The organism is Pelagivirga sediminicola, assembly GCF_003072125.1.
Classification (GTDB): Bacteria; Pseudomonadota; Alphaproteobacteria; order Rhodobacterales; family Rhodobacteraceae; genus Roseovarius; species Roseovarius sediminicola.
This window is the reverse complement of sequence record NZ_QCYH01000008.1, coordinates 111,240-137,341: the sequence shown is the minus strand read 5'-3', so window position 1 is coordinate 137,341 and position 26,102 is coordinate 111,240. Positions and strand designations below refer to the sequence as shown.

Here is a 26,102-nt window from a genome sequence, read left to right as displayed (position 1 = left end):
GACGCGTCTTTCCACATGCCCCTCCGTTTGTTAAATTTGCATTAATAAAAAAACGATCGAGGCAGGATATACAGGTATGGGAACGGGCTTTCGGGGCACGTTCGTCATTTCCTGGTCGCAGACTGAGGTGGACGGCTTTGCGCCGGACGCGGTCGAGCAGATTTCCGTTGGCGCCACCTGGCGTTGGCAGGGACAGCCCGTGCGCGTCGACGGACCGCCAGAATTACTGCGCCTGGAAAATACGGACGGACATGGGGTAAATCGCAAAAGCGCCGCACGGATGGTGCGCCGTCTTGTCGGGGCGGCGATGACCGGCACGCGCGATCTGGGCGCAGTCGCGGTGGACGACACGCTGCCCGACAGCAGCTTCGTCGTCACCAACGGCGCGCAAAGCTATACGGTCAGCGTGATCGATCTGGGCCGCGCGGCGCCGCCGCTGCTGATGTTCATCGACGAAATCCCGCCGCAGAATACCGAAATGTGGGTTGTGCATCACACGCTTGAGGGGGCGCAATCGGCGTCGACCGGCCCCGCCTCGGGCGGCGTGATCTGTTTCACCCCCGGCACGCGCATCGAAACCCCCGAAGGTCCGCGCCTGGTGGAGGAGATGCGCGAGGGCGACCGCGTGCAGACCAAGGACAACGGCGCCGACGAGATCCAGTGGATCGGCAGCCGCCGCATGACCGGCGCGCGGCTCTTTGCGATGCCCAAACTGCGGCCGATCCGCATCAGCGCGGGCGCGCTGGGCGCGGGTCGGCCCGATGCGCAGCTTCTGGTATCGCCCGAACACAGGATGCTGGTGCAGGGAGATGTGGCGCGCGCGCTTTTCAACACGCCCGAAGTGCTGATTTCCGCCAAGGATCTGATAAATTCCGGCACGATCAAGGTGGATCTGTCCGTGCGCGAGGTGACCTATATCCACCTCCTTCTGCCCCGCCATCAGATCATCTGGGCAAACGGTCTGGAAACCGAGAGCTTCCATCCCGCCAGTGCCGCCCTGTCGACGCTGGAGCAGGCAGACCGGCTGCGCCTGTTGGCCCGCTTTCCCTCGCTGGAGTTCGAGCCGCAGACCTACGGCGCATTCGCACGCCGCAGCCTCAGCAGCCCCGAGGCCGCGATTCTCGCACATGAGGCAGCCTGACGCCGCCGTTGCCGCCGCATGCGCCCATTCCCGAATCTCGCGCCCCCGGCTTTTTCTTGGTCTAAATACCCAAGATCCTGCCCCCGCTGCAGGCGCCGCCTTCAGCGGACGGGATCCAGCCGCGCATCCTTCAGCCGGCAATCGCGCACCGTGTCCTGGCCGCAAGGCACCGGCGCAAGCCCGCGCGACAGGCAAATCCGCGCCTCGTGGATGCGTCCGTCCCGGCAGGTGATCGTCACCATGTCCGGCTCCAGTTGCGGGTTGGCCTCCAGAAATGCGGCCTCGACCACGCGGGCCGGAAGGGAGACGGGCCGCGTCAGCTTGGCAAAGACCGCCGGGCGCTCGATCCGTCCAAACGCCTCGCGGGCGAGGGCGAAATAGGCGCGCGCGCTCAGTCCCGAACAGCGGCCGTGCTTTTTCCACTGATGCCAGGCCAGACCCGCGCTGCCCATGATGTCGCTCATGGCGCGCGTCATCTCGCGGGGTGGCGGACGCTTGGCCGTCGGGCAGTAGCTGGGCCAGCCCCGGTGGTATTGCGGCCAGAGGCCATGCAGCGTCCATCCGGCCTCCGCATCCTTGCGGCATTCGGGTGCGCCGCGCGCGTCGCCGGTCTGCGCGCACCATGTCGGCGTCCAGCTGAGCGCAAGCACGTAATAGTCGAACGCGCCCGCCTTTTCGCCCTCGGCCCGCGCAATGGTGGCGCTCAGCAGCAGGATCGCGACAATGCGCATGATTTCCGTCTTTCCATTTGACATCGCGCGCAGTATACGGAGCCCCAAGTTTCCCGACAATGGCGACCCGCTTCGGACCTTACCTCCGAAGCCTCCTGGAGACAGGAGACAGGGAAGGCTTGCCCGGAACGCATAGGTGTAGGAGATTTGAAAATGGCGAAACCACTGATGGCCAAGGCCACCGCCGTCTGGCTGGTGGACAATACCACGCTCAGCTTCAAGCAGATCGCGGATTTCACGGAAATGCACGAGCTTGAGGTGCAGGGCATCGCCGATGGCGACGTTGCCGCCGGCGTCAAGGGCTTCGATCCCGTCGCCAACAACCAGCTGGAGCAATCCGAGATCGACGAGGCCGAAAAGGATCCGGCACGCAAGCTCAAGCTGAAATACAACGCCTCTGCCGAGGGCGAGGAAAAGCGCCGCGGCCCGCGCTATACCCCCCTTTCCAAGCGGCAGGACCGCCCGGCGTCGATCCTGTGGCTGGTCAAGTTCCACCCCGAGCTGGCCGACAGCCAGATCTCGAAGCTGGTGGGCACGACCAAGCCGACGATTCAGGCGATTCGCGAGCGCACGCATTGGAACATTGCCAATATCCAGCCGATCGACCCGGTCGCGCTGGGCCTGTGCAAGCAGTCCGAGCTGGACGCCGCGGTGCAAAAGGCCGCCGCCAAGAAGGCCCGCGATGGCGAGGCGATGAGCGACGATGACCGCCGCAAGCTGCTGAGCACCGAGCAGAGCCTCGGCAATGAGGAAGAGCACAAGATCCCGACCGCCATCGAGGGGCTGGAGACCTTCACCCTGGGCGAGGCCGAGCCGGAGGTCACGGAAAAGCAATATGACGCCGACAGCCTTTTCAACCTGCCCGAGGGCAGTGATGACGACGAGGACGATGACGACGGCGGCAAGCGCCGCTGAAGCGTCCCGCCCCGGCGGCTGTTGCAGCAATATCGCGAAAATCCCGGCCGCCTTCGGCGTGCCGGGATTTTTCATGCGCCGCGCAAATTACCCCTTGCGCGATTTGCAAAACGGTATAAATGCGATTTCAAGACGCCAACGCACGCGCCTCTGGCCGGTCAGCCAAATCTGACTGACCCCGCGTTTATGTAGCGACGGTAACGTCTCTGACTGCCGATCCCCCCGCACAGGCCGGGGCTATCCTTTTGGAGATGACCATGACCGCTATGTTCCCCGGCGCCCTGCGCGCCGATGCCGTTTCCCTGTCCGATCCCGCCGCCGCGTTCATCGCGTCGCGCAGCTTTGACCGCCCGACACTGGTGGTCAGCCGCGCGCGTGTCGCCGCGCAATATGACGCGCTGGTCGCCGGTCTGGGCGAGGCGCGCATCCACTACGCGGTCAAGGCGAACCCGGCCCCCGAGATCATCCGCACGCTGGTGCAAAAGGGCGCGCGCTTCGACGCCGCCAGCCGCGGCGAGATCGAGCTGTGCCTGGGCCAGGGCGCAACCGGCGCCGATATCTCCTTTGGCAACACCGTCAAGAAGCCTGCCGACATCGCCTATGCGCACGCCCATGGGGTGCGCCTTTTCGCGGCCGACAGCGAGGCCGAGATTGACAAGCTGGCCGCCCATGCGCCCGGCTGCGGCGTGTATCTGCGCGTGATCGTCGAGAATTCGTCGGCCGACTGGCCGCTCAGCCGCAAATTCGGCTGCGCCCGCGCCGCGCTGCCCGCGCTGATGGATCATGCGCGCGCCAAAGGCGTCGACGTGGCGGGCCTGTCCTTCCACGTGGGCAGCCAGACGCGCCGCCCCGAATTCTGGAACCCCGTGCTGGACCAGATCGCCGAGCTTTGGCACGCGGGCCGCGCCGCGGGGCATGACCTGCGCGTGCTGAACCTTGGCGGCGGTTTTCCCGCCACCTACGAGGACGAGGTGATGGGCCCGCAAAGCTACGCCGCCGCCGTCATGGACTCCGTGCGCGCGCGCTTTGGTGCGGTTCCCTACATCATGGCCGAGCCGGGCCGCGGCCTCGTGGCCGAGGCGGGGCATATCGTCGCCGAGGTGCTGCTGGTATCGCGCAAATCCGCCGACGATCTGCACCGCTGGGTTTACCTCGATATCGGGATGTTCTCGGGGCTGGCCGAAACCATGGGCGAGGCGATCCGCTATCGCATCGAGACGCCCCATGACGGGGCCGAGACCGGGGCCTGCATCCTGGCCGGGCCGTCCTGCGACAGCGCCGACATCCTTTACGAGCAGCGCCCCGTCATGCTGCCCTTGGCGCTGGCCTGCGGCGACCGCGTGGTGATCCGCCATTGCGGCGCCTATACCAGCAGCTATTCGTCCGTCGGCTTCAACGGCTTTCCGCCGCTGGACGTCGTGGTGATCTGACGGTTTTCCGCGCCGCCGCCTTGCATCCGGCGGCGGCGCGGGACTAGGCTGCGCCTGTTGTCATAGCAGGAGCCTTGCCATGTCCCGCCCCCTCGATATCGCGTGTCTGCAATTGCGGCCCATGCCCGAAATGGACGCCGCGCTGGACAACGCCTTGCCGCTCGTCGAAAAGGCGGTGGCAGGCGGCACGCAGATGCTGTTCCTGCCCGAATATTGCGGCGGCCTGCGCTCAGACGGGGCCGCCGTCGCGCCGCCCTCGGCGCCTCAGGAGGATCACCCGTTTCTGAAGCGGATGCAGGAGATTGCGGCACAAAATGGCGTGTGGATCAACCTTGGCTCCATCGCCGTGGACGGGCCGGACGGGCGGATCATCAACCGCGGTTTCATGCTGACGCCCGAGGGCGAGATCGCGGGGCATTACGACAAGATCCACCTGTTCGACATCCAGCTTTCGGCAGACGAGGTCTATCGCGAGAGCGACCGCGTCGATCCGGGGAGCTGTGCGGTGATCCACGACACGCCGCTGGCGCGCGTCGGGCATACGATCTGCTATGATCTGCGCTTTGCGCATCTTTTTCGCGCCTTGGCGCAGGGCGGGGCCGAGATACTGGCCTGCCCCGCGGCCTTCACCGCCAAGACGGGCGCGGCGCATTGGCATGTGCTGAACCGTGCCCGCGCGATCGAGACGACACGCTTTGTCGTCTCGGCGGCGATGACCGGGCCGGTGCCGGGCGGCGGCGCGACTTATGGCCATTCGCTGATCATAGATCCATGGGGCGAGGTGCTGGCCGATGGCGGCGAGGGACCGGGCGTGGTGGCGGCGCGCATCGATCTGGACATGATCGGCCAGACCGAGGGGCGCATCCCCAGCCTGATGAACGACGTGGATTTCGCGCGGGTCTGAGAAAATTCTGCGAATTTTCCGGCGCCTTCGGCGAGGATATTTTTGCCAAGATGAAGCAGGGGCGCCGCGTCCGGGGCGGCGCCCTTTGCGTTATTTCGGGTAGCCGATGGTTTTGAGAGCCGCCGCGATTTCGTCCAAAACGGCGGGGTCGTCGATCGTGGCGGGCATCTTGTATTCCTCGCCATCGGCGATGCTGGCCATGGTGCGGCGCAGAATCTTGCCCGAGCGGGTTTTCGGCAGGCGGTCCACCACGACCGCGAGCTTGAAGGCGGCGACGGGGCCGATGCGGTCGCGCACGAGGGCGACGCATTCGCGCGTGATCTCCTCGGCCGGGCGGTCGACGCCCTTGGTCAGGCAGACGAAGCCGATGGGCACCTGGCCTTTCAGATCGTCCTTGGCGCCAAGGACCGCACATTCGGCGACATCGGGATGGGAGGCCAGCACCTCCTCCATCAGGCCGGTGCTGAGGCGGTGGCCCGCGACGTTGATCACGTCATCGGTGCGCGCCATGATATAAAGGTATCCGTCCTCGTCGATCATGCCGGCATCGCCGGTCTCGTAATAGCCGGGGAAGGTGTCGAGATAGGATTTGCGGAACCGCCCTTCGGCGTTCCAGAGGCCGGGCAGGGTGCCGGGGGGCAGGGGCAGCTTGATCGCGATGGCGCCCAGCTCGCCCTTGGGCTTGGGGTGGCCGTCCTCGCCGAGGATCTGGATGTCATAGCCCGGCATCGGCAGCGTGGGCGAGCCGACCTTGACCGGAAGCGCCTCGATCCCCACGGGGTTGGCGACGATGGCAAAGCCGGTTTCGGTCTGCCACCAATGGTCATATACGGGCTTGTCCAGCATCTTCTGTGCCCAGTGGATCGTGTCGGGGTCCGCCCGCTCGCCCGCGAGGTAGAGCGCGCGCAGGCGCGACAGATCGTATTTCTTGAGCAGCTCGCCGTCCGGGTCCTCGCGCTTGACCGCGCGGATGGCGGTGGGCGCGGTGAAGAAGCTGCGCACGTCATGTTCGGCGATGACGCGCCAGAACGTGCCGGCGTCGGGGTTGCCCACCGGCTTGCCCTCGAACACGACGGTGGTGTTGCCGTGGATCAGCGGGGCGTAGCAGATATAACTGTGGCCGACGACCCAGCCGACATCGGAGGCCGCCCAGAACACATCGCCCGGATCGACGTTGTAGATATTCTTCATCGTCCAGTTGAGCGACACGAGGTGACCGGCGGTGGAGCGGATCACGCCCTTGGGCGCGCCGGTGGTGCCGGAGGTATAGAGGATATAGGCCGGATGGTTGCCCTCGACCGGGACGCATTCGGCAGGCTCGACACCGTATTGGAAGGCGTACCAGCTGACGTCGCGGCCCTCCACCAGCTTGGCCACTTCCTGTTCGCGCTGAAAGATGACGCAGAAATCGGGCTTGTGGGTGGCCTGTTCGATGGCGCCGTCCAGCAGGGGCTTGTACTGGACGATGCGGTTCGGCTCGATCCCGCAGGAGGCGGCGATGATCGCCTTGGGGGTGCAATCGTCGATGCGCACGGCCAGTTCGCTGGCGGAAAATCCGCCGAAGACGACCGAATGGATCGCGCCGATCCGCGTGCAGGCCAGCATCGCCTCCAGCGCCTCGGGGATCATGGGCATGTAGATGATGACGCGGTCGCCCTTCTCTACACCCTTGGCGCGCAGCGCGCCGGCAAGGCTGGAGACGCGGGCCTGAAGATCCGAAAAGGTGATGCGCTGCTTGATGCCCGTGACCGGGCTGTCGTGGATGATCGCGGCCTGCGCGCCGCGTCCGGCCTCGACATGGCGGTCGACGGCGTTGTAGCAGGTATTCACCTTGGCATCGGCGAACCATTCATAGATGTCATCGCCCCGATCAAAGAGCGCCTTTGTCGGTGCCTCGACCCAGTCGATGGCCTCGGCCTGTTTCAGCCAATAGGCCTCCGGGTCCGATTTCCAGCTTTGGTAAATGTCCGTGTAGCCCATGTAAGCCTCCCTACTGCCACCTTCTGTTGTAAAGCCGAGGTGGCAGTAGGGGCAAGACGCGATGCGTGGGGTTCGGCATGCAGGCATGTGATAACGCGCCGCAGGATGCCTTTGTTCCCCCGGTGCCGCGCCGCGGCGGCGCCGCAGGCCGCTTGTCGCCTGATTGCACGGAATGCGGCGCGTCTTCGCCCATTGCGCGCCCGGGTTGCAGCCCAAATCGCGCGGCGCCCTTATATTTCAGGATCGGCGCACGATATCGAGTGGAGGCGCGGCATCATGCCAAGCCACATAGATTGAGAGTTCAACATGTCGAACGACAAACAATCAGACTCGAAAATTCCCGGCGCGAAGCCCGGCCAGACGGCCGATCAGAAACCGGGTCAGGGCGGCGATCAGAAGCCCGGACAGACCGACGCTGACAAGTCGAAGTCCAAGTAAGCCGAACCGGCAGTGATGCCGGAACCGACGCCGCCCCCGAAACGGGGCGGCGAAGTCATGTCCGCAATTGCGCGTCAGGCCGGATGCTTGCGCAGCCACCACCATCCGCGCAGCCCCGAGATGGCGACCAGCCCGATCAGGAGCCGCACCAGCAGGCCCCAGGATGGCGCCAGCCACGCCTCGATCGCGACCATGACGATGAAGACGGCAGAGGCCAGCGGGGCAAGTGCGGCGGCACCGCCACGCAGCGCGAGGCCGAGCGCGACGAACGGGACCGACAGGGCCAAGAGCGACCATCCGTTGCCCGACGCGCCGACGGGATCCATCAATATGACGGCCCCGCTGATCATCAAGGTCAGCCCGATCAGGAACACCGGCAAGCCCGACATGCGCACGGCGTCCATCGCGCTGGTGCGGTCGTCGATCCGGGCCCAGAACCCCCAGCGATTGGTGCGCTCAGCCATAATGGGCAACCGGCGTGCCGGCGATGGCGGCCATGTTCAAAAGGCCCCGCGGCGTGATCGAGGGTGACACGATATGCGCGCGGTTGCCCATGCCCATCAGGATCGGCCCCACCTCCAGCCCGCCGCCCTTCATTTTCAGGATGTTGCGCACGCCCGATGCCGCATCGACATTGGAGAAGATCAGCACGTTCGCCGCCCCCTCCATCCGGTTGTCGGGCAGCAGGCGCGCGCGCAGCTCCTCGTCCAGCGCGGCGTCGATGTTCATCTCGCCCTCATAGCAGAAATCGCGCGGCTTGGCGTCCAGCAGGGCGATGGCGGCGCGCAGGCGCTTGCCCGAATCCTCGCCCTGGTTCCCGAAATTGGATTGCGAGCAGAAGGCCACCTTGGGCTCGATCCCGAAGCGGCGCACGTGGCGGGCGGCGCCGATGGCGGTCTCGGCCAGATCCTCGGGCGTGGGGAAGACGCGCACATGCGTGTCGCCGATGAAAAGCGGGCCATCCTCAAGGATCATCATCGACAGGGCGCCATGGGGGTGGTGATCGGCGTCGGCCAGCACCCGTTTGACATATCTCAGATGCCAGCGGTATTCGCCGAATGTGCCGCACAGCATGCTGTCGGCCTCGCCGCGATGGACCATGACGGCGCCGATCGCGGTGGTGTTGGTGCGCATCACCGCCTTGGCCAGATCCGGCGTCACGCCGCGCCGCTTCATGATCTCGTGATAGCTGCCCCAATAGTCGCGATAGCGCGGATCATCCTCGGGGTTGACCAGCCGGAAATCGCGCCCTGGCCGGATATTGAGACCCAGCCGTTCGCAGCGCGCCTCGATCACCGAGGGGCGGCCGATCAGGATGGGCTGTTCGCTGGTCTCCTCCAGCACGGCCTGCGCGGCGCGAAGCACGCGCTCGTCCTCGCCCTCGGCAAAGACGATGCGGCGCGCGTCCTTCTTGGACGCCTCGAAGACGGGGCGCATCAACAGCGCGGATTTGAACACCGAGGCGTCCAGTTTCGCCTTGTAGATGTCCAGGTTCTCGATCGGCCGCGTGGCGACGCCGCTTTCCATCGCGGCGCGCGCCACAGCGGTCGAGACGATGCCCGACAGTCGCGGATCAAAGGGCTTCGGGATCAGGTAGTCGGCGCCGAAATTCATCGGCTCGCCCTGATAGGCCGCGGCCGCCTCGGCCGAGGTGGTGGCGCGGGCCAGCGCGGCGATGCCGTCGACGCAGGCGATCTGCATGGCGTCGTTGATCTGCGTCGCGCCCACATCGAGCGCCCCGCGAAAGATGAAAGGGAAACACAGCACGTTGTTGACCTGATTGGGAAAATCGCTGCGCCCCGTCGCGATGATGGCGTCCGGCACAGCCTCGCGCGCAAGGTCGGGCATGATCTCGGGCGTCGGATTGGCCAGCGCAAAGATGATGGGCCGCGCCGCCATCCGCCTGACCTGATCGACCGTCAGCGCACCGGGGCCCGACAGGCCAAGAAAGAGATCCGCGCCGCCGATCACGTCATCCAGCGTGCGCAGATCGGTCTTTTGCGCGAATTCCGCCTTTTGCGGGTTCATGTCCTCGGCCCGGCCCTCGTAAACCAGCCCGTTGATATCGCACAGCCAGATATTGCTGCGCCGCACGCCAAGCTTGACCAGCATGTTGAGGCACGCGATGCCCGCCGCGCCGCCGCCCGTCGAGACGACCTTGATATCCTCCCAACGCTTCTTGGCGACGTGCAGCGCATTGGTGGCGGCGGCGCCGACGACGATGGCGGTGCCGTGCTGATCGTCGTGGAATACGGGGATATCCATCCGCTCGCGGCAGATCTTTTCGACGATGAAACAGTCGGGGGCCTTGATATCTTCGAGGTTGATCGCGCCGAAGGTCGGCCCCAGGGCGCAGACGATCTCGGCCAGCTTGACCGGGTCGGATTCGTCCAGTTCCAGGTCGAAACAGTCGATATCGGCGAATTTCTTAAACAGGACGGCCTTGCCCTCCATCACCGGCTTGGAGGCCAGCGCGCCGATATTGCCAAGGCCCAGAACGGCGGTGCCGTTGGTCACGACCGCCACCAGATTGCCGCGGCTGGTATAGCGGCTGGCATTTGCCGGATCGCTCTGGATCTCAAGGCAGGCTTCGGCAACGCCGGGCGAGTAGGCGCGCGCAAGGTCGCGGCCATTGGCGAGCGGCTTGGTCGCGCGGACTTCCAGTTTTCCAGGCTTGGGAAACTCGTGGTAGTTCAGCGCCGCCTGTCGCAGCGTATCGCCTGTGTCGCTCATCCGGCCGCTCCTTTTTGGTGTGTTGGTTCAGCGTTAAACCAATTTGCGGAAACCCCGTGCGAGGATGCATGTTTGCGCAAAAAGGTGCAATCGGGAATGGCGGGGCGTGTTCGGGCGCGGCGGCGCCCATTGCCCTTTGCGCCGCCATCCGGATAAAAGACCCCAGCGCCACACGCCGGAAGGATACCTCATGCAAGAGCATCTCACGATCGTCAAACACCCGCTGGTTCAGCACAAGCTGACGCTGATGCGCGAGAAGGACACGTCGACCGCCGTTTTCCGGCAGTTGTTGCGCGAAATCTCGCAGCTTCTGGCCTATGAGGTCACGTATGAGCTGCCGATGACGACCCGCAAGATCCAGACGCCGATGCAGACGATGGATGCGCCCGTCGTGGAGGGGCGCAAGCTGGCGCTGATCTCGATCCTGCGCGCCGGGAACGGGCTGCTGGACGGCATGCTGGAGCTGATCCCCTCGGCGCGGGTGGGCTTTGTCGGGCTCTACCGCGACGAGGAGACGCTGAAGCCGGTGCAGTATTATTTCAAGGTGCCTGACCAGCTGGACCAGCGGCTGGTGATCGTCGTCGATCCGATGCTGGCCACCGGCAATTCCTCGGCCGCCGCCGTCGATCTGCTGAAGCAGGCCGGCGCCAGGGATATCCGTTTCCTGTGCCTGCTGGCCGCGCCCGAAGGCGTCGCGCGCATGAAGGAGGCGCATCCCGATGTGCCGGTCGTCACCGCGTCGCTGGATGATGCGCTGGACGAAAAGGGCTATATCCTGCCCGGTCTGGGCGATGCCGGGGATCGGATGTTCGGCACGAAATAGGGCAGCCCGGTTGCGGCTTGCCTGTTTACTAGGCGCGAGAATTGAGGCAGAATATTCCCACATATTGTGGGGGCATTATGAAAGTTACACGAGTTATCGCGTTGGCGGTTATTGCCGCGACCTGCGGCCTGGGGGTTGCGCAGGCCAAATCCTTGCGTGACAGCGGTGAGCCAGCCGAATTTCCGCCAAGTTCCTATACCGGGCGCCAGTATGTCGACAGCAAGGGCTGCGTCTTTGTGCGTGCCGGCATCGACGGCAACGTGACGTGGGTGCCGCGCGTCACGCGCGCGCGCCAGACATTGTGCGGACAGCAGCCATCGCTGCCGACCGCACGCGCGCCCGAACCTGCGCCTGCGCCCAAGGTGCAGCCCAAGCCGCAGGCGGTGATCGCCGCCCCGGCGCCAAAACCCGCGGCCAAGCGCACTGTGCGCGCAACTCCGGCGCCTGCGGCGACCGCCGCGCCGGTTCCGGTTCCGGTTCAGGCGCCCCGCACGCCCGTGAGAGTCGCCCCGCCCCAGCCCTCGGTAACCCCGGTGCAGGTGCGCCGCGTGCGCACGCCTGCCTGTTCGACTGCCAGCGTGCAATCGTCGCGCTACATGACGTCGCCCGGCCCCGGTTACCCGGTGCGCTGCGGCCCGCAGGCCGAGGCGCATGTGACACGCGTGCCGGGCACCAGGGCGGTCCGCGTTGCGCCGCGCGCGGCGGCGCCTGCACCCCGGCCCGCGCCGGTGCGATATGAAATCATGCGCTCGCCCCCCGTCCACACCCCGCCGCTCTATCGCGGAACGGGGTATACCGTGTCGGGCGTGCCGGTCTTTGTTCCGCGCGCCACTGCGGTCGCACCGCGGACGCGCATCGTGGATCCCTATACAACGCGCATCGCGCCGCGCCATGTGGTGCGCGCGCGGGTGAACGCGGTGCAGGGCGTGAGCATCCCCCACGGGTACAAGCGTGTCTGGATGGACGGGCGCCTGAATCCGCATCGCGCGCACCAGACCTTGGCAGGCAAGGCCGCGATGGCCCGGATGTGGACAAATACCGTGCCGCGCCGCCTGATCCTGACCGACACGGGGCGCGAGGTGACCGCGCAATATCCCGGTCTGGTCTATCCCTACACAAGCTATGAGGAGCAGCGCGCGGCGCAGTCGGCGCGCAGCAATGCCGCAGCGGGGCAGGGGGCGACAGGCCGCACCGTCTATGTGTCGAGCAAGTCGCGCCAGCCTTCAGCCGCGCCGAAGGCGCAGGCGGCAAGCCACAGCTATGTTCAGGCCGGTGTCTATGCCAGCCGCGCACAGGCGCAGCAGGCCGCGCAGCGCCTTGCCGGTGCGGGCCTGCCCGCGCGTCTGGGCCGGATGAGCAAGAGCGGCGCGACCTATACGCTGGTTTTGAGCGGCCCCTACAACACGCAAAGCGCGCTGGACGCGGCGCTGTCGCAAACCCGGCGCGCCGGATTTGGCAATGCCACCCTGCGCTGACGCCCGCACGAACATGGCCGATACAAAGAGGAAAGGCCGGAGCCGCGATGGCCCCGGCCTTTTGCATTTTCCGGGGCAGGCGGCTTAGCTTCCGCAAATGCCCTGAAGGCGCAGCCAATCGCCGTCGCTCAGCAGGGCGGGCGGAACCTCGGTGGTGAACGGGTCCGCCTCGATCAGGCCCAGCGTCGTCTCGCCGGTGATGTCGCGCGCATAGGCATAAGGCGTGCTGCGCACCGACCACGCCTGAAATCCCGACAGCAGCGCGGCGTCGTCCAGCGGCGCGGCGGGCGCGTCGGTCAGCAGGTATTCGGCATAGCTGCGCAGTGCCTCCTGTCCCGGCTCGCCCGTGGTCAGCAGGCGGAACGCCGCGATCAGGTCGGCATGATCCAGAAGCCGGCCCAGCGGGTCATAGGCGCGCGCGCGCACGCGCTCGGCCACGATGTATCCGGCCACGACGTCGGGCTCCTCGAAATCCTCGACCAGTGATCGGTGCAGCAGGATCGTGCCGCCGGGCAGCGTGGCGGTGGTGCGGACGCCGCCGCGCACCACCCGCAGCGCGCCGGTGCCGCGCTTGGCCGGCAACCGCTCGGCCAGCCGCGTCAGCGCGGCGGTGCCGGCGGGCGCGCGGCAGGGCGGGCCGGTGACCGATTGCATCTGCGCCTCCAGCGCCGCGCCGATCTGGGCGCGCTTGACGGGCGGGACCACCCGCAGCGCGTGATCGCGCACCGCCCCCGGCAGCCAGAACACCGCCAGCGCCGCGGCCGCCGCCATCGAGCCCAGCATCATCATCAGCCGCAGACGTCCGGGCCGGGGCCGCAGTCGCGCCACGCCCGCGCGCAGTTTTTCGATAGCGTCGATCATCTGCCGCTCGCCCGCGTCCAGCTCCAGCGTCTCGCCGGTGTCGCCATCGGGGTGATAGATCGCCGGGATCTGGCCGGGATTGGCCCGCACGACGGCGGGGATCGACCAATGGGTCAGCGCGCGGTCGCGCATGTCGGTGATGACGAGCGTGGCATCGCCGATGGATACGACCACCTCGCAACGCTGATCGCCGGGCGTGCTGCGCCACAGGCCGGACGCCTCAAGCCTTTGGTATTCGCTAAGTGCGGTCATTTATGCCGGTCTGCCCTGCTTTTTCAGCGGACATTAGCATGCGCGCGCACCCAGCGGCAATCGCCTGCCCGCGCGCGATCGCGGCGGCGCGCCGGGGTATCGCGAGGGCTTGCGGCGGGGGTTTTTCAGGACCGCTGAAAGACCCCGTGAGCCATGCCGCATCGCGGCATTTGCGGCGGCCGATCAAATTGACTTGATGATCATGCATAATCATGCAGGCTGGTCTTGATTTGGGATTGCTTTTGTCGATATTCTCAAGGTTAAATAAATATTCCACAGAAGCAATTGCTGCGCGTTGGGGGAGAATGGACGATGCTTGATAATCTCTATGCAAGGGTCCGGCCCGGTCCGCCGCGTCCCAGCTCGATAATCGAACCGCGGGTGTTCTCGATGCCCCCCGGCACCGAGCGCTATGTCGTCCCCGGCGGCGGCGCGATTCTGATTCGCATCGAGGAGGGCGACCGCTTTACCATCAGCAACGATGAGGGCGGCCAACCGTGCGAGATTGTTGCCGCGGACGAAAAGGGCCGCATCGATCCGGCCATCATCGGCGGCGCGCCCAACAGCGACGCGGCCGGGCTGAAGGCGCTCCTGTCCACCCAGGACGGCTCGCTGCGCGGGCTGCGCATGGGGCTGGAGGCGCGCGGTCTGGATCTGTCGAAGGCGCGCGCGCACCGGTTCTGGGATGGCGGCACGCCCGCCAAGGCCGAGCAGGGTTTCGCGGTCGAGCGCGACGGCGTGCTGATCGTCGCGGCGCCCGGCGGCGCGATGGACCTTGAGGCGCAGGATACGGTGACGCCGCTGACCGTGATGGTGACGCGCGCCGTCATCAAGCGGCACGCGAAATTCGAGCTGCCCGATCCGCTGGCCGACCCGCTGCAGAGCATTCGCGTTCACAGCGCCACCGCCGAGGCCTATTTCGTCAAGGCCGGCGACTACATCCAGATCCAGGATGTCGATGGCCGCCAATGCACGGATTTCGAATGCTTCTCTGCCTCCAAGCTGGACAAGGGGATCGAACACGCGCTGGACGTGACCACCACGCGCACCCTGATGCATCACTCCTATCCGATGCCGGGCCTGCACGCGAAGTACTACGATCAAGAAATGCTGCCGCTGGTCGAGGTCATTCAGGATACCTGCGGGCGTCACGATGCCTTTGCGATGGCTTGTTCCGAGAAATATTACAACGATATCGGCTATCCGGGCCATGTGAACTGCTCGACCAATTTCAACAACGCGCTGGCGGCCTACAACGTCACCGGGCGGCCCGGCTGGATGGCGATCAACTTCTTTTTCAACACCAATATCGACGATCACGGGGTCATGTATACGGACGAGCCGTGGTCGCGCCCCGGCGACTATGTGCTGCTGCGCGCGCTGACGGATATCGTCTGCGTCAGTTCGGCCTGCCCGGACGACACGACAGCCGCGAATGGCTGGAACCCGACCGACATTCACATCCGCACCTATAGCGGCGAAGAGAAATTCTCGCGGTCGATTGCGTATCGCGCGACACCCAATTCAGAGGCGAAGATGACCAAAGAAACCGGATTTCACGACAACTTCGCCAAGCTGACGCGCAATTTCGTCGAATATAACGGCTATTGGCTGCCCAACTGCTTTGCCGAGACCGGCCCGATCGAGGAATACTGGGCCTGCCGCAAGGCCTGCGCGATCATGGATCTCAGCCCGTTGCGCAAGTTCGAGATCACCGGCCCCGACGCCGAGGCGCTGTGCCAGTATGTCTTCACCCGGAACATGAAGACGCTCGCGATTGGCGGCGTCGTCTATACCGCGATGTGCTATGAGCATGGCGGCATGATCGACGACGGCACCGTCTTCCGGCTGGGCAAGGAGAATTTCCGCTGGATCGGCGGCACGGAATATGGCGGCGAGTGGATCCGCGAAGTCGCGGAGAAACTGGGGCTGAAGGTGCTGGTGCGCTCGTCCACCGACCAGTTGCAGAACGTCGCGGTGCAGGGACCCAACAGCCGCGATCTGCTGCGCAAGCTGGTCTGGACCGCGCCGCACAACCCCGAATTCGACCAGCTTGGATGGTTCCGCTTCACGCCCGCGCGCCTGCACAGCGAAACCGGCACCGCCTTCGTGATCAGCCGCACGGGCTATACCGGCGAGCTGGGCTACGAGGTGATGTGCCACCCCAAGGATTGCGACGAGATTTTCAAGGCGATCTGGGAGGCCGGGCAGGAATTCGGGCTGAAGCCGATGGGGCTTGAGGCGCTGGACATGGTCCGGATCGAGGCCGGGCTGATCTTTGCCGGCTATGATTTCTCCGACCAGACCGACCCGTTTGAGGCCGGCATCGGCTTCACCGTGCCGCTGAAATCGAAGGAGGATGATTTCATCGGCCGCGATGCCCTGATCCGGCGCAAGGAAAATCCGGTGCGCAAGATGGTCGGCCTTGAGATCGACAGCAAGGTGCAGGTCGGGCACGGCGATTGCATCCATATCGGCCGCGCCCAGATCGGCGAGGTGACATCGGCGATGATCTCGCCGCTTTTGGGCAAGAACATCGCGCTGGCCCGCGTCGACGTGACCCATGCCGAGTTCGGCACCGAGGTGGAGGTCGGCAAGCTGGATGGACATCAAAAGCGTCTGCCGGCAACCATCGTGCCTTTTGCCGCCTATGATCCCAAGAAGGAACGCCCGCGCTCATGACGGAAACGGTGCTTGATAAACTTGGGGGCGAGGACGCACTCAGACAGCTGGTCGAGCATTTTTATGATCTGGTCGAGTCCCGTCCCGAAGGCGCGCAGATCGTGCGCCTTCACATGGACGGGCACGGTATCGCCGCCACGCGCGAGCAGCAGTTCAATTTCCTCTGCGGGTTTTTCGGCGGGCGGCATTACTACAAGGAGCTTCACGGCCACATGAACGTGAAGCTCATCCACGAGCATATCCCGATCCTGCAAAAGGATGCGGAGGATTGGCTGGGCCTGATGGACCGCGCGCTGGCCGATCTGGGCCATTCCGGCGCCCATGTCGAGCGCATCCGCGCCACGCTTCGCCGTGTGGCGCTGGTCTTGGTCAATGACGGCGAGGTCGTGGGGGCCGACAGCAAGCCGCTGGCGCGCAGCTAGGGACGGTTTCCGAGCTGCACATGCGAAGATCTTGATCGGGCCCGGAACCGCTTGCAGGGCAGGGGCCGGGCGATTTTCTAAGTAAGGTTTCTGTGTTCCGGAGAGGATGGTCTTTGGCCTTCCTCGCTTATTGGCTGTATTCGTGGTACTGTCTATAGGACTGCATTGCTCTTCGGATCGGTAAAGGATGCATTATGCCTACCTACACGATTGTTGCCAGCAACCAGAGCCCGCTCGGACCATTTTAAATCAAGGCTGGTGGAACCATCCAGGTCAACGACGGGGACGTGTTCATTATCGACCCATCCGCTGACAAGAATATGAAATTCGAAGCGGCCAGCGAATCATCGACCGAGTTCGAGGTGCGGTTTGAAGCAAGCAACTCCAACAAGCTGGATATCGAGTTCAAGGATGACCAAGCTTCTATTTTCGCTACTTTAGGCCCGTTTCAAAACCACCGCGTATTTTTGATGGGTTACGGCCGTCTGGAGATGGCAGTCATGCGCGACATATTCGAAATTAAAACAACAGGCTCAAAGCGGACGATGCGGACCTGGCGCAGCGGTTTAGCCGCATCTTGGGTCAAGATCAGATTGTAGCCATCCGGCAGGGCCAGATTTGCGGCCCCCGAAGCAAAGGAAAAAGCGCAGTGGATACCCACCGCGCTTTTCCAATTCAGCCAGCAGACGGCAATCAGTTCTGCAGGTAAACCTCAAGGCTGTCGTCCAGCGCGTCCTTCCACGGGGTGTGGTGCTTGGGCGCCATCGTGCCGGTGATGACCGACTTATAGCTGTTGTTGCGGAAGGTCATGATGTCTTCCTTCTTGTGGCCTTTCCAGGCAAAGAACGCCTCGGTGGCGCCGTCGACGTCGAAGCTGGGATAGTCCGTCTCGGAGATCAGCTCCTTGATGTACTCGGCCTGATACTCGATCGCGGCATAATCGTCTTCGCCCGCGTCTTCGCGCGCAACGCGATCGGCAACGTCCTTTTCCATCTCGGCTTTGCCGGGGATCTGGATCTTGCCCATGATCGCGTCACGAACCCACCAGGCTTGCGCATCGAACATGTTGAAGGTGAACCACTGGTCCTGCATGCCGAGGTAAAACAGGTCCGGATCATGCACCCATGCAACCCCCTTGTAGAGATCGGCCGTCGCCAGCCGGTTGGCGGTGCGCAGGCGCAGCGCGTCCTCCATGAAGGGGAAATGGTGCTGATAGCCGGTGCAGAGCAGGATCGCGTCGATATCCTTGGACGTGCCATCCTTGAAATGTGCGGTGTTGCCGTCGACATGCGTCAGCAGCGGCACTTCCTGCCAGTTGTCCGGCCATTTGAAGCCCATCGGCGCGGTGCGGTGGCTGACGGTGACGGATTTGCAGCCGTATTTCCAGCACTGGCTGCCGATATCCTCGGCCGAATAGGACGTTCCGATGATGAGGATATCCTGATCCTTGAACTCGACGGCGTCGCGGAAGTCATGCGCATGCAGCACGCGGCCCGGAAACTTGTCGAAGCCCTTGAATTCCGGCACATTGGGCGTGCTGAAATGGCCGGTCGCGCAGATGACGTGATCGAATTCCTCGGTATATTCCCGATCATTTGGCAGATCGCAGACCGTGACGTGAAACTTGCCGTCAATCTTTTCGACATGGCGCACGACGGTCTCGAAACGGATCAGATCGCGCACACCGGCCTTTTCGACGCGGCCCTTGATATAGTCGAACAGAACCTCGCGCGGCGGATAGCTGGCGATCTGCTTGCCGAAATGCTCCTCAAAGGAATAGTCGGCGAATTCCAACCCCTCCTTGGGGCCGTTCGACCACAGGTAGCGGTACATGGACCCGTGAACCGGCTCGCCATACTGATCGACGCCGGTACGCCACGTGTAGTTCCAAAGGCCGCCCCAATCGTCCTGCTTTTCGAAGCAGACGATCTCGGGGATATCCTCGCCCTTTTCCTTGGCAGACTGAAAGGCGCGCAGCTGCGCGAGGCCCGAAGGGCCGGCGCCCAGTATTGCGATGCGTTTGGTCATAGATCACTCCCGTTGGTTCAAACCGGTTTACGTGCCGGTTCCTTTGGTATGAACCAATTCAACCGGCGCCCCGTCCGTCTGTCAAGATTTTTGACTACGAGGAAACTTGATTCAGGTACGTTCAGTGCCTCGTCATGGCTCGTGCAGCAGTTGGCGTTGCTCCTCGATCAGGTGCAGCTTGATGTATTCCACGGCCGCATCGGTGTCGCGCGAGGCTATCGCGTTGAACAGGCTGTTATATCGCTTTTGATAATCCTCGATGCGCGCGGGCGTCAGGTGGCGCCGCAACTGGGCGGTGCGAAAGCTCTGGCGGCAGGCATCGATGACCAGATCATAACATCCCGCGATCAGCGGATTGCCGGTGCCGGCCGCGATCTTGCGATAGAATGCCTCCTCGATTCGCACGAAGGCGTCGGCATCGGTCTGGACCGCTTCCATCTGGCTGAGAATCTCGCCAAGCGCCTCGATGTCGCGGGGCGGCATGTTGACCACGGCAAGGCGCACCATGTCGGGCTCCAGAATGCCGCGGATGACCTGCAAATCCAGCGGGCTGGAGGAGGCCGCGATTTCGCTATGCGAGGGCTGCGGTGCGCCCTTTGTCTGCGGGTTGACAAAGCTGCCGCTGCCCGCGCGGCGGCGGATAAGCCCATGACTTTCCAGAACTTCCAGCGCCTCGCGCACCGTATTGCGGGCCACGCCCAGGTCCGAGGACAGCGTCCGCTCGGAGGGCAGGCGTTCGTCGACCGCGTATTCGCCGCTGCGGATCCGTCCGAAAATGGTGTCGACAACGGCCTGAACCGTCGCGCTCATCTGGGTCTGGGCGGCAAAGGCGGCGGTGGTCTGGGCCAGAGACATGGGCGTCCTTTCGCGACTGCTGAGTGCAGGTTACACAAAGCCGTGACAGCATGCATCGCCAAACTGCCCGCGGCGTTGACATGACTCAAAGACGCAGAAAGGACCCGGATATGAAGACCGAAGATACCGAGCATGGCCCTGTCGAGCTGTGGACCCCCGCCGAGGTGGACAAGGCACGCGGCGAGATCGTCCTGATCGACGTGCGCACGCCGCAGGAACACGCGCTGGAGCGAATCGGAGGCGCCATGTTGATGGCCCTGCAGGAGTTTCGGCCCGATTGCCTGCCGGGGCAGGAGGGAAAGCGAATCGTGCTGCATTGCGGATCGGGCGTGCGGTCGGGCAAGGCGGCGGCGATGTGCCTTGAGGCCGGTATCGACCGGATCGCACATATGGAGGGCGGCATGGCGGCCTGGAAAGAGGGCGGAAACGAGTATATCGGCACCGACATTTCCAGCGGCGCACCCAAGAAGATGACCAAGGACGACTGACGCGCGCCATTCGCTTGCATGGAAAAAGAGCGGCCCGTGGATGGCCGCTCTTTTGTAGTGTCACGATGCCGAACCGGGCGGCCGCGCGTTACTTCTGCAGCGGCGGCTCGGTCTCCAGATCGGGCCAGATGCCCGGCGACGTCGGCAGCCCGTCGTCGAACTTTTCCAGATAGTCCAGCATTAGCGGCCGGTTGGCGATGAAGCCTTTGTATTCGGCCAGCTCTTCGGGCAGGTCGCGGATCACGCGGTGCAGGCGGCGGCCCCATTTCGGCACGGTCATCAGATCCTCGAACGAGCACAGATAGCAGCGGATCGGGAACACCATCCCGTTCGAGCGGGGCAGGCGGAAGAATGTCTGCAACTCCACGCGCAGATGTTGCTTGGACCCGATGTTCTCGGGTGTCAGCTCGGTCTTCTGGACGCCCCATTTGTGATAGTTCTCGGGGCTGGTATCCAGCAGCGGATTGACCGTCATGGTCCAGTTCAGGCGCCGTGCCGGCATCCCCTGCTGAATGTTCAGCAGGAATTTGAGCGCGCGCACGAAAATACCCATCTCGGCCGCGAGCGGCACCGGCGCGTGCCATTCAAAGAAGTTCATGCCGATGTCGAAATCCAGGCTCCAGTCGGCCTGTGTCGTCACCATCCCGGCGTCCATCCACAGGTTGTCGTCGCGCTGGTCCAGCAGCGCGAAATCGCCCTGCGTCTGGCGGGTGATATACTCCATCGGGCCATAGGGCAGGGTGGTGTCGTCGAGGAACGTGAACGTGTCGTCGATGCCCAGCGGCTTGTTGATCCAGCGCCACTTGTCACCGTCGCGATGCAGCTCGAAAAGGTCCGGGTAATCCTCGGATTTGCTGACCATGATCAGCTCCAGCAGATCCCAGCCCGCCAGCGTCATATGCGGCAGAGACTGGCAGCGCAGCGGATCCTGCTCCAGCACCAGCGCACGGTCGCGCATCTCGCTGACGTAATGCTCGTCCACGTCAAAGCGGTTGGCGAAAATCGACCCTTTGCGTCCGGTCCCATGGGGCTCCATGTTGACCGAATACATGTAGTCGTCCTTGTCGAACGGGAAGGGGAAGCGTTTGATCGCCCATTCGGAATTGTGGAACGAATAATCGTCGCGGAATGTCTCGTCGTTGAATTGTATCGTCATGTCAGTTCTCCCTGTTCCCCGGCCGCGGCGAGGCTGTTCGGCCTCGGCGGTCGGGGCGATGTATTATCGGTCCAGAACCAGCGTCTTGCCTTCAAAGCGGCTGACGCAGGGCATGATTTTCTCGTTCGAGTCGTGTTCCTCGGGGTCGAGCCAGTGATCGCGGTGCAGGATCGTGCCGTCACATTCCAGAACATTCGTCTCGCACTGGCCGCAGGCGCCGCCGCGGCACAGATAGGGGGCATCGACGCCCGCGTTCTCGATCGCTTCCAGCAGGCTTTCATGCTCGCCGACCTCGATCACCTTGTTGGACACCGCCAGCTTGACCTCGAAGGGTTTGCCGGGCTTGGGGGCCAGGAATTCCTCGTAATGGATCGCCTCGCGCGGCCATCCCAGATCCTTGGCGGTGCCGCGCACCCAGTCGATCATGCCCTTGGGCCCGCACACATAGATATGCGTGCCGAGCGGCTGACCGTCCAGCAAATGCTCAAGGTCGATCGCCTCGCCCTTGACGTCGTAATAGACATGCACGTCATTGGGATGCTCGGAGGTCAATTCGCGCGCGTAGCTGGCCAGATCCTCGTTGCGGGCGCAATAATGCAGCTCCCAGTTGCCGTGGCTGCGGTCCAGCTGCTTGATCTGGGCCATGAAGGGCGTGATGCCGATGCCGCCCGCGATCATCAGGTGCTTTTTCGCGCGCAGATCGAGGCTGAAGAGGTTGACGGGGTTCGAGATGACCATCTCGTCGCCGACCTTGATCTTCTTGTGCATGAACAGCGATCCGCCGCGCCCCTCGTCATCGCGCCGCACGGAGATCGTGTAGGCCTTGCGATTGGCCGGATCGGACATCAGCGAATACGGGTTCAGGCGTGTGCGATCGCCATCCTTCATCTCGACAACGGTATGCGCGCCGCCCGAAAAGGTGGGCAGCATGCTGCCATCGACCGGCTCGAACTGAAAGCGCGTGACCAGATCGTTCAGCGGGACGATGTCGGTGACGCGCACCTTGATCTTGGTGGCTCCGCTCATTCGTAAATCCTCTTTTGCTCGGGCACGTTGCCCGGATCCTCGGCATCGACGCACACGCCCTGATAGGCGGCATGGCGGCGCGAATAGTGATCGCGCACGAACAGGTTCAGGCCGCAATGGCTGCACACGAAGGGATCCAGCTCGACATCCTCGGTGATGCCCTTGCAGTGCACGCATTGCATGCGCCGCGCGACCGATCCGCGATGTTCGGTCTGGATGCCGGTGTGCGGGATGCCGGCATTCACCGCCTCGTTCATGGCCTGGCCCATCATGCCTTCGGTTCCGGTCAGATAGACCTGCAGGCCCATATGCGCGTCCATCAGCACGCGGCGGATACGCGGGAGCGAGGCAGCATAGCTGGGTCCGACATGCAGGATGCCGGGCTTCAGCGCCTTCAGCTTTTCCTCGTAATCGGTGCCCTTGGGGATATAGATGATGTGGCTTTTGGCCATCAGATCGGGCGTGGCGATGTCCATGATCGCCTCGGCGCCCTCCGCTTCGGCGATCATCAGGTGATGCTTGCCCGCGCGCGCCTCAAGCCGGCCCCAGACGGGGCGGCTGCTGATTGAGGGGGGGAATTCAAACTTCGACATGTGCGCCTTCGTCTCCTGTTGGATGTCGTGGGTCGTCTCGTTGGTTGGTCTGCGGCGGGGCGCGCCCGCCGCAGACGTTTATAACGCATCAGCCCTTGGCGGTGCGGATTTTCTTGTCCTTGTCGTAGAACGGCATCTCTTCGGCGGTCGCCGCGATCTCGGTGCCGTCGGCATTCCGCACGGTCAGCTTCGTGCCGGGCTTGGCCGCGTCCACGGGCATGCGGGCGATGCCGACATTGTGGTTGTTGACCTTCGAGACCATGCCATAGGTGACGGTGCCAACCTTCTTGCCGTCCTGCAGCAGGTCCGCGCCCTCGTCGGCGGGGGTGTCCCCCTCCAGCTTGACGCCGTAGATCTTGAATCGCTCGCGGCCTTCCAGCGCATAGTGGTTTTCCGCGCCGATGAAGCCTGTCTTGCCGGGCGAGACAACGAATTCAAGGCCCAGCTCCCACAGCGAATCGCCCGCCGGATCGCCGTTTTCATGCGGATAGGTTTCCGAGTTGTCGCCGGGGAAGAACAGCAGGTAGGATTCGGTGCGCAGACGGTCCAGCGTGCTGAACTGCACCGGGCGGATGCCCATGTCCTTGCCGCCCTCCAGGATCTGATCCCACAGCTCGACCACGTGCTTTTTCTGGCAGAAGATCTCATAGCCGCGCTCGCCGGTATAGCCGGTGCGCGAGATCATCACGGGGCAGCCGAAGAGCTTGGTTTGCAGGATGCCGAAATAGGCCAGATCGCGGATGCCCGGCACATGCTTGTCGAGGAAATCCACCGCCACGGGGCCCTGCAGCGAGATGTCGTGCAGATCGTCGTCAAAGATGATCGACACGTTCTTGCCCGCCGCGACCTGCGTCATCATCTCCATCCCGGTGCCGGTGCCATGCACCACCATCCAGGTGTTGACCGACAGACGGTAGATCACGCAATCGTCGATGAACATGCCGCGCTGGTCCAGCATCGCGGCATAGACGGCGCGCCCCGGCATCAGCTTTTCGACGTTGCGGGTGGTGGTGCGGTCGATGACATGCGCCGCATCCGGGCCGGTCAGGTGCACCTTCTTCAGGCCCGACACGTCCATCAGGCCGGCCTTGGTGCGCACGGCCTCGTAATCGGCCTGCGCGCGCTCTTCGCTGTCGTCATAGAACCATGCGGTTCCCATGCCGTTCCAGTCCTCCAGCTCGCCGCCGATTTCGGCGTGGCGGTGTGCCAGCGCGGAATGTCTCCAGATGATCGCCATTGTTGGCCCCCCTTGTTCGTTCAATAAGAATTCATCAGGGCATTGAGCAACAGTCGCGTTTGAAAAGCAAGAATGACATGCAATAAAATTTCCTGACAGGAGAGTTGCCGGAAATTTTCAGCCTGCCGGAGACGCCAGGTTTTACAGGTTCGGTCGCCCGGTTTGGCGAAACTTGGCCGGCCGAGCGGGCGATCAATAATTGACAGGACGCAAAAAAACACGGTCAATGCACGGTAATAAAATATTCCTGATGGGCAAACGACCCACATCGCAGCCTTGCCGATGCACAGGAAAGCCAACAAGGGAGACAAGTGGATGAGCGCAACGAACGAGTCGGGATCCGGCAGCCTGCAAAGGGCGATCGGATGGAAAGATGCCTTCTGGATGGCGTCGGGCGTGCCGGCGCTGGTGCTGTTCTCGATCGGGGGAATCGCGGCGACCATCGGCAACCCGTCATGGGTGATCTGGATGCTGTCGGTCACGTTCGGCTTCCTGCAGGCGTTCGTCTATGCCGAGATCGCCGGGCTTTTCCCGAACAAATCGGGCGGCGCGTCGATCTATGGCGCCGCTGCCTGGGTGCGCTATTCCAAGATCATCGCGCCCCTGTCGGTCTGGTGCAACTGGCTGGCCTGGACGCCGGTTCTGGCGATTGGCGGCGGATTGGCCGCGGGATACGTGCTCACGTCGTTCTTCGGCGCCGAATCGGCCATCAACTCGTGGGAGATCACGCTTGTCGGACTGGATTTCCTGAACGAGGGACTGACACTGCGCATCAATGCGGTCTCCATCGTCGGCTCGGCCATCCTGCTGTGCGTCTTCATCGCGCAGCACAAGGGCATTTCCGCCGCGGCGAAGCTGCAGACGATCATTGGCCTCGCCGTTCTGATCCCGCTGCTGATCGTCGGGATCGTGCCGCTGCTGACGGGGGACGTTCTGTCGGAAAACCTGCTGCCGCTGGTGCCGCTCGCCTATGATGATGCGGGCAACGTGGTTGACGGGACGTGGAACATCGAGGGCACGACGCTGTTCCTCGGCGGGCTCTTCATCGCGGCATGGTCTGCCTACGCGTTCGAGACGGCGATCTGCTATACCAGCGAATTCAGGGATCCGCAGCGCGACACGGTGCGCGCGATCATCGCCGCCGGCGTAATCTGCGTCGTGGTCTATACGCTGGTTCCGCTCAGCTTTCAGGGGGTACTGGGCGTCGAGGGCATGCTTCAGCCCGGTATCGTCGACGGCTCTGCCGTGGCGGGCGCCATGGCCGGCATGGTCGGCGGCGGCAGCATCATCGCCAAGATCATGGTTGTGATGCTGTTCCTGGCGCTGGTGCTGGCGATCATGACGTCGATGGCCGGCTCCTCGCGGACGCTTTATCAGGGCTCGGTCGACGGGTGGCTGCCGAAGTTCCTGTCGCGCACCAACGATCACGGCGCGCCGGTGGCGGGCATGTGGTCGGATCTGGGGTTCAACCTGATCCTGCTGCTGATGTCGGACTACCTGTTCGTTCTGGCGGTCTCGAACTGCTGCTATCTGGTGTTCAACTTCCTGAACCTGCATTCGGGCTGGATCCACCGGATCGACAACGCCCATGCCAACCGTCCGTGGAAGGCCCCCACCATCATGCTGTGGATCGGCGGCACGCTGGCCTTCGTGAACGCGACCTTGCTGGGCGCGGGCGCGAATGTCTGGGGCGAGGGCACGCTGCGCTCGGCGATGATCGCCATCGCGCTGATCCTGCCGGTGTTCTGGTATCGCCACTACATCACCGACAAGGGCAAGTTTCCCGCCAAGATGCTGGATGACCTGTCGGTGGGCGGCAATACCGACCTGAGCCAGCGCAAGGCCGGGATGCTACCTTATATCACATTGGCCGCGGGGGTGGTGGTGGTGATCATCGCCAACCAGGTGTTCCACCTTTGAAAACGCCGGGCC

24 protein-coding genes are annotated in these 26,102 nt (G+C 63.9%); 12 read left to right on the top strand and 12 right to left on the bottom strand.

The window, feature by feature from the left end; all coding sequences use genetic code 11:
* The first annotated feature begins 76 nt into the window (after nucleotides 1–76).
* Complete coding sequence (locus tag DC366_RS13975) at nucleotides 77–1,141, top strand: Hint domain-containing protein (RefSeq protein ID WP_108692841.1); 1,065 nt, start codon at nucleotides 77–79, stop codon at nucleotides 1,139–1,141.
* Nucleotides 1,142–1,242: 101 nt separating this feature from the next.
* Here the strand turns inward: DC366_RS13975 and DC366_RS13970 are convergent, their stop codons facing one another.
* Nucleotides 1,243–1,872 (bottom strand): ribonuclease T2 family protein, encoded by a 630-nt coding sequence (locus DC366_RS13970; protein WP_108692879.1) that lies wholly within the window; start codon nucleotides 1,870–1,872, stop codon nucleotides 1,243–1,245.
* 153 nt (nucleotides 1,873–2,025) lie between these two features.
* On the opposite strand from DC366_RS13970, the gene DC366_RS13965 reads away from it, so the two are divergent.
* The 3 genes from DC366_RS13965 (at nucleotide 2,026) to DC366_RS13950 (ending at nucleotide 5,121) form a co-directional block, all read left to right on the top strand.
* Nucleotides 2,026–2,787, top strand: coding sequence for a DUF1013 domain-containing protein (locus DC366_RS13965; protein WP_108692840.1), 762 nt, complete (start codon nucleotides 2,026–2,028; stop codon nucleotides 2,785–2,787).
* Between the two features lie 251 nt (nucleotides 2,788–3,038).
* Nucleotides 3,039–4,217 carry a type III PLP-dependent enzyme gene (locus DC366_RS13955; RefSeq protein ID WP_108692838.1) on the top strand — a complete coding sequence of 393 codons (1,179 nt, stop codon included), beginning with the start codon at nucleotides 3,039–3,041 and terminating at the stop codon, nucleotides 4,215–4,217.
* Nucleotides 4,218–4,296: 79 nt separating this feature from the next.
* Nucleotides 4,297–5,121, top strand: coding sequence for a carbon-nitrogen hydrolase family protein (locus DC366_RS13950; RefSeq protein ID WP_108692837.1), 825 nt, complete (start codon nucleotides 4,297–4,299; stop codon nucleotides 5,119–5,121).
* A gap of 90 nt (nucleotides 5,122–5,211) precedes the next feature.
* On the opposite strand, the gene DC366_RS13945 is transcribed toward DC366_RS13950, so the two are convergent.
* Nucleotides 5,212–7,101, bottom strand: a complete 1,890-nt coding sequence (locus tag DC366_RS13945; protein WP_108692836.1) for a propionyl-CoA synthetase — start codon at nucleotides 7,099–7,101, stop codon at nucleotides 5,212–5,214.
* Between the two features lie 306 nt (nucleotides 7,102–7,407).
* On the opposite strand from DC366_RS13945, the gene DC366_RS20475 reads away from it, so the two are divergent.
* Nucleotides 7,408–7,539 carry a hypothetical protein gene (locus DC366_RS20475; protein WP_279305762.1) on the top strand — a complete coding sequence of 44 codons (132 nt, stop codon included), beginning with the start codon at nucleotides 7,408–7,410 and terminating at the stop codon, nucleotides 7,537–7,539.
* Between the two features lie 74 nt (nucleotides 7,540–7,613).
* Here DC366_RS20475 and DC366_RS13940 read toward each other — a convergent pair whose 3' ends face one another.
* Together DC366_RS13940 and DC366_RS13935 are read right to left on the bottom strand one after the other, a co-directional pair.
* Entirely contained in the window at nucleotides 7,614–8,003 is a 390-nt protein-coding gene (locus tag DC366_RS13940; protein ID WP_108692835.1) for a hypothetical protein, read from the bottom strand.
* Complete coding sequence (locus DC366_RS13935; RefSeq protein WP_108692834.1) at nucleotides 7,996–10,272, bottom strand: NADP-dependent malic enzyme; 2,277 nt, start codon at nucleotides 10,270–10,272, stop codon at nucleotides 7,996–7,998. The genes DC366_RS13940 and DC366_RS13935 overlap by 8 nt, the downstream gene beginning before the upstream one ends.
* A gap of 190 nt (nucleotides 10,273–10,462) precedes the next feature.
* Here DC366_RS13935 and upp point away from each other — a divergent pair, with 190 nt between their 5' ends.
* Nucleotides 10,463–11,095: a uracil phosphoribosyltransferase gene (gene upp / locus DC366_RS13930; protein ID WP_108692833.1), complete on the top strand. Its 633-nt coding sequence runs from the start codon at nucleotides 10,463–10,465 to the stop codon at nucleotides 11,093–11,095.
* A 77-nt stretch (nucleotides 11,096–11,172) separates the two neighbouring features.
* Nucleotides 11,173–12,570 carry an SPOR domain-containing protein gene (locus DC366_RS13925; protein WP_108692832.1) on the top strand — a complete coding sequence of 466 codons (1,398 nt, stop codon included), beginning with the start codon at nucleotides 11,173–11,175 and terminating at the stop codon, nucleotides 12,568–12,570.
* 84 nt (nucleotides 12,571–12,654) lie between these two features.
* On the opposite strand, the gene DC366_RS13920 is transcribed toward DC366_RS13925, so the two are convergent.
* Together DC366_RS13920 and DC366_RS19670 are read right to left on the bottom strand one after the other, a co-directional pair.
* Nucleotides 12,655–13,683 carry a M48 family metalloprotease gene (locus DC366_RS13920; protein ID WP_108692831.1) on the bottom strand — a complete coding sequence of 343 codons (1,029 nt, stop codon included), beginning with the start codon at nucleotides 13,681–13,683 and terminating at the stop codon, nucleotides 12,655–12,657.
* Nucleotides 13,670–14,017: a hypothetical protein gene (locus DC366_RS19670; protein ID WP_133176212.1), complete on the bottom strand. Its 348-nt coding sequence runs from the start codon at nucleotides 14,015–14,017 to the stop codon at nucleotides 13,670–13,672. The genes DC366_RS13920 and DC366_RS19670 overlap by 14 nt, the downstream gene beginning before the upstream one ends.
* On the opposite strand from DC366_RS19670, the gene DC366_RS13915 reads away from it, so the two are divergent.
* The 3 genes from DC366_RS13915 (at nucleotide 13,996) to DC366_RS13905 (ending at nucleotide 17,386) form a co-directional block, all read left to right on the top strand.
* Entirely contained in the window at nucleotides 13,996–16,365 is a 2,370-nt protein-coding gene (locus tag DC366_RS13915) for a trimethylamine N-oxide demethylase (RefSeq protein ID WP_108692830.1), read from the top strand. The genes DC366_RS19670 and DC366_RS13915 overlap by 22 nt on opposite strands.
* Entirely contained in the window at nucleotides 16,362–16,787 is a 426-nt protein-coding gene (locus DC366_RS13910) for a globin domain-containing protein (protein ID WP_108692829.1), read from the top strand. The genes DC366_RS13915 and DC366_RS13910 overlap by 4 nt, the downstream gene beginning before the upstream one ends.
* A gap of 287 nt (nucleotides 16,788–17,074) precedes the next feature.
* Nucleotides 17,075–17,386, top strand: a complete 312-nt coding sequence (locus tag DC366_RS13905; RefSeq protein WP_133176211.1) for a hypothetical protein — start codon at nucleotides 17,075–17,077, stop codon at nucleotides 17,384–17,386.
* A 94-nt stretch (nucleotides 17,387–17,480) separates the two neighbouring features.
* Here DC366_RS13905 and DC366_RS13900 read toward each other — a convergent pair whose 3' ends face one another.
* The gene (locus DC366_RS13900) at nucleotides 17,481–18,815 is read right to left on the bottom strand and encodes a trimethylamine monooxygenase (RefSeq protein ID WP_108692827.1); all 1,335 of its coding nucleotides are present in this window, start codon (nucleotides 18,813–18,815) and stop codon (nucleotides 17,481–17,483) included.
* Nucleotides 18,816–18,947: 132 nt separating this feature from the next.
* Complete coding sequence (locus DC366_RS13895; protein WP_108692826.1) at nucleotides 18,948–19,670, bottom strand: FadR/GntR family transcriptional regulator; 723 nt, start codon at nucleotides 19,668–19,670, stop codon at nucleotides 18,948–18,950.
* 110 nt (nucleotides 19,671–19,780) lie between these two features.
* On the opposite strand from DC366_RS13895, the gene DC366_RS13890 reads away from it, so the two are divergent.
* A complete protein-coding gene (locus tag DC366_RS13890; protein WP_108692825.1) occupies nucleotides 19,781–20,158 on the top strand; it encodes a rhodanese-like domain-containing protein in 378 nt (125 codons plus the stop codon).
* Nucleotides 20,159–20,246: 88 nt separating this feature from the next.
* Here the strand turns inward: DC366_RS13890 and DC366_RS13885 are convergent, their stop codons facing one another.
* From DC366_RS13885 to DC366_RS13870, 4 genes are all read right to left on the bottom strand, one after another.
* Nucleotides 20,247–21,314 (bottom strand): heme-dependent oxidative N-demethylase family protein, encoded by a 1,068-nt coding sequence (locus tag DC366_RS13885; protein WP_108692824.1) that lies wholly within the window; start codon nucleotides 21,312–21,314, stop codon nucleotides 20,247–20,249.
* A 63-nt stretch (nucleotides 21,315–21,377) separates the two neighbouring features.
* The gene (locus tag DC366_RS13880) at nucleotides 21,378–22,340 is read right to left on the bottom strand and encodes a PDR/VanB family oxidoreductase (RefSeq protein ID WP_108692823.1); all 963 of its coding nucleotides are present in this window, start codon (nucleotides 22,338–22,340) and stop codon (nucleotides 21,378–21,380) included.
* The gene (locus tag DC366_RS13875) at nucleotides 22,337–22,933 is read right to left on the bottom strand and encodes a dimethylamine monooxygenase subunit DmmA family protein (protein WP_108692822.1); all 597 of its coding nucleotides are present in this window, start codon (nucleotides 22,931–22,933) and stop codon (nucleotides 22,337–22,339) included. Before DC366_RS13875 ends, DC366_RS13880 begins: the two co-directional genes overlap by 4 nt.
* A gap of 88 nt (nucleotides 22,934–23,021) precedes the next feature.
* Nucleotides 23,022–24,170: an aminomethyl transferase family protein gene (locus DC366_RS13870; RefSeq protein ID WP_108692821.1), complete on the bottom strand. Its 1,149-nt coding sequence runs from the start codon at nucleotides 24,168–24,170 to the stop codon at nucleotides 23,022–23,024.
* A gap of 282 nt (nucleotides 24,171–24,452) precedes the next feature.
* Here DC366_RS13870 and DC366_RS13865 point away from each other — a divergent pair, with 282 nt between their 5' ends.
* Complete coding sequence (locus DC366_RS13865) at nucleotides 24,453–26,090, top strand: trimethylamine N-oxide permease (RefSeq protein WP_108692820.1); 1,638 nt, start codon at nucleotides 24,453–24,455, stop codon at nucleotides 26,088–26,090.
* Nucleotides 26,091–26,102 lie beyond the last annotated feature (12 nt).

Excerpts from the sequence above, each read along its gene's own strand:
- DC366_RS13975 (WP_108692841.1), top strand. The coding sequence starts at position 77 with ATGGGAACGGGCTTTCGGGGCACGTTCGTCATTTCCTGGTCGCAGACT.
- DC366_RS13970 (WP_108692879.1), bottom strand. The coding sequence starts at position 1,872 with ATGCGCATTGTCGCGATCCTGCTGCTGAGCGCCACCATTGCGCGGGCC.
- DC366_RS13965 (WP_108692840.1), top strand. The coding sequence starts at position 2,026 with ATGGCGAAACCACTGATGGCCAAGGCCACCGCCGTCTGGCTGGTGGAC.
- DC366_RS13955 (WP_108692838.1), top strand. The coding sequence starts at position 3,039 with ATGACCATGACCGCTATGTTCCCCGGCGCCCTGCGCGCCGATGCCGTT.
- DC366_RS13950 (WP_108692837.1), top strand. The coding sequence starts at position 4,297 with ATGTCCCGCCCCCTCGATATCGCGTGTCTGCAATTGCGGCCCATGCCC.
- DC366_RS13945 (WP_108692836.1), bottom strand. The coding sequence starts at position 7,101 with ATGGGCTACACGGACATTTACCAAAGCTGGAAATCGGACCCGGAGGCC.
- DC366_RS20475 (WP_279305762.1), top strand. The coding sequence starts at position 7,408 with ATGTCGAACGACAAACAATCAGACTCGAAAATTCCCGGCGCGAAGCCC.
- DC366_RS13940 (WP_108692835.1), bottom strand. The coding sequence starts at position 8,003 with ATGGCTGAGCGCACCAATCGCTGGGGGTTCTGGGCCCGGATCGACGAC.
- DC366_RS13935 (WP_108692834.1), bottom strand. The coding sequence starts at position 10,272 with ATGAGCGACACAGGCGATACGCTGCGACAGGCGGCGCTGAACTACCAC.
- upp (WP_108692833.1), top strand. The coding sequence starts at position 10,463 with ATGCAAGAGCATCTCACGATCGTCAAACACCCGCTGGTTCAGCACAAG.
- DC366_RS13925 (WP_108692832.1), top strand. The coding sequence starts at position 11,173 with ATGAAAGTTACACGAGTTATCGCGTTGGCGGTTATTGCCGCGACCTGC.
- DC366_RS13920 (WP_108692831.1), bottom strand. The coding sequence starts at position 13,683 with ATGACCGCACTTAGCGAATACCAAAGGCTTGAGGCGTCCGGCCTGTGG.
- DC366_RS13915 (WP_108692830.1), top strand. The coding sequence starts at position 13,996 with ATGCTTGATAATCTCTATGCAAGGGTCCGGCCCGGTCCGCCGCGTCCC.
- DC366_RS13910 (WP_108692829.1), top strand. The coding sequence starts at position 16,362 with ATGACGGAAACGGTGCTTGATAAACTTGGGGGCGAGGACGCACTCAGA.
- DC366_RS13900 (WP_108692827.1), bottom strand. The coding sequence starts at position 18,815 with ATGACCAAACGCATCGCAATACTGGGCGCCGGCCCTTCGGGCCTCGCG.
- DC366_RS13895 (WP_108692826.1), bottom strand. The coding sequence starts at position 19,670 with ATGTCTCTGGCCCAGACCACCGCCGCCTTTGCCGCCCAGACCCAGATG.
- DC366_RS13890 (WP_108692825.1), top strand. The coding sequence starts at position 19,781 with ATGAAGACCGAAGATACCGAGCATGGCCCTGTCGAGCTGTGGACCCCC.
- DC366_RS13885 (WP_108692824.1), bottom strand. The coding sequence starts at position 21,314 with ATGACGATACAATTCAACGACGAGACATTCCGCGACGATTATTCGTTC.
- DC366_RS13880 (WP_108692823.1), bottom strand. The coding sequence starts at position 22,340 with ATGAGCGGAGCCACCAAGATCAAGGTGCGCGTCACCGACATCGTCCCG.
- DC366_RS13875 (WP_108692822.1), bottom strand. The coding sequence starts at position 22,933 with ATGTCGAAGTTTGAATTCCCCCCCTCAATCAGCAGCCGCCCCGTCTGG.
- DC366_RS13870 (WP_108692821.1), bottom strand. The coding sequence starts at position 24,170 with ATGGCGATCATCTGGAGACATTCCGCGCTGGCACACCGCCACGCCGAA.
- DC366_RS13865 (WP_108692820.1), top strand. The coding sequence starts at position 24,453 with ATGCACAGGAAAGCCAACAAGGGAGACAAGTGGATGAGCGCAACGAAC.